This is a genomic window from Bartonella tribocorum, from assembly GCF_002777915.1.
In the GTDB taxonomy this organism is placed as follows: Bacteria; Pseudomonadota; Alphaproteobacteria; order Rhizobiales; family Rhizobiaceae; genus Bartonella; species Bartonella tribocorum_A.
On record NZ_NJGE01000070.1, the window covers coordinates 1 to 1,201 of the forward strand.

Annotated in this window: 1 protein-coding gene and 1 pseudogene; both read left to right on the forward strand. The window is 43.3% G+C overall.

Annotation, left to right across the window (positions count from 1 at the left end):
* A pseudogene (locus CER18_RS09705) lies at window positions 1–358 on the forward strand (late control protein); the annotation flags it as partial.
* A 2-nt stretch (window positions 359–360) separates the two neighbouring features.
* A partial coding sequence (locus CER18_RS09710) for a DnaB-like helicase N-terminal domain-containing protein (RefSeq protein WP_180299429.1) occupies window positions 361–1,201 on the forward strand: 841 nt, incomplete at its 3' end.

Below are 1,201 nucleotides of genomic sequence, written 5' to 3' on the forward strand. Positions count from 1 at the left end.
CTCAACAGGGCACTCAACAGGGCAACAATGCCAAGTCAAGCATCAAACAGGTTTTAGCGGTCCTGTACGCCGTCTGCGCAGTTGTTATCCATGTCAAGAAGAAGCACAAGCGGCGGCTGCCTCCGAGTCGGATAGGCTTTGTCGTGCTGTAGGCAGTGGCTCCTTAACTCTTGCAGGACACCCCGAAATCATGGCGGATCAACCTCTCATCCTTCAAGGGTTCCGTGGGCAAATCAATGGAGAATGGAAAGCCGCTACCGTGACCCATCGCTATGAAAAGCAAAGTGGATATACAACAGAAATCACCTTTGAGGCACCAATCGAGGGAAAAGAAACAGGAGAAAAGGAAACCAACTAAAAATGGAAAATCCAGAAGACTGCTTCCCCCCTTCTGTTCGCCAACTCCCGCATAATATAGAAGCCGAACAAGCATTGCTTGGAGCAATTCTGATTAATAATGATGCTCTTGAGAGCGTTTCTGATTTTCTCAAACCAGAACATTTTTTTGAAGCCTTCCATCAAAGGCTTTTTGATATCATCTTACAAATTGCTCAAAAGGGAAAAGTTGCAGACCCGATTACCGTGAAGCCCTTTATTGCAAATGATGAGAACATTGGAGATATCACAGTCTTTAATTATGTTGTTCGTTTAGCCAAAGAAGCTGTCACCATCATCAATACTCAAGATTACGGACAGGTTATTTATGATCTGTTTATTCGGCGTTCTTTAATTAACCTTGGCACTCAAATTGTAAATAGTTCTTTTGATTCTCCCTTAGAACTTACCCCCTCTAAACAAATTGAAGTGATTGAAAATCAGTTGTTTGCATTGGCAGAGAAAGGCAAGTATGGGGCTGGTTTTGAAAACTTTGATAGAGCCATTGCCAAAGCACTGGACATGGCAAGTATTGCCAAAAAGCGTTCCTCACAGCTTTCTGGAATGGCAACCCATATTAAAACTCTTGATGAAAAAATGGGCGGGTTGCAACCATCTGATTTGATTATTCTAGCAGGGCGCCCTGGGATGGGTAAAACGTCCCTTGCAACCAATATTGCCTTTAACATTGCCAATGCTTGTAAGCGTCATGATGATAGCCAAGCCAGTGAAGGGGGCATTGTTGGTTTCTTCTCCCTTGAAATGTCAACAGAACAGCTTGCAACCCGTATTATCTCAGAACAAACAAAGGTTTCTTCTTCTGATA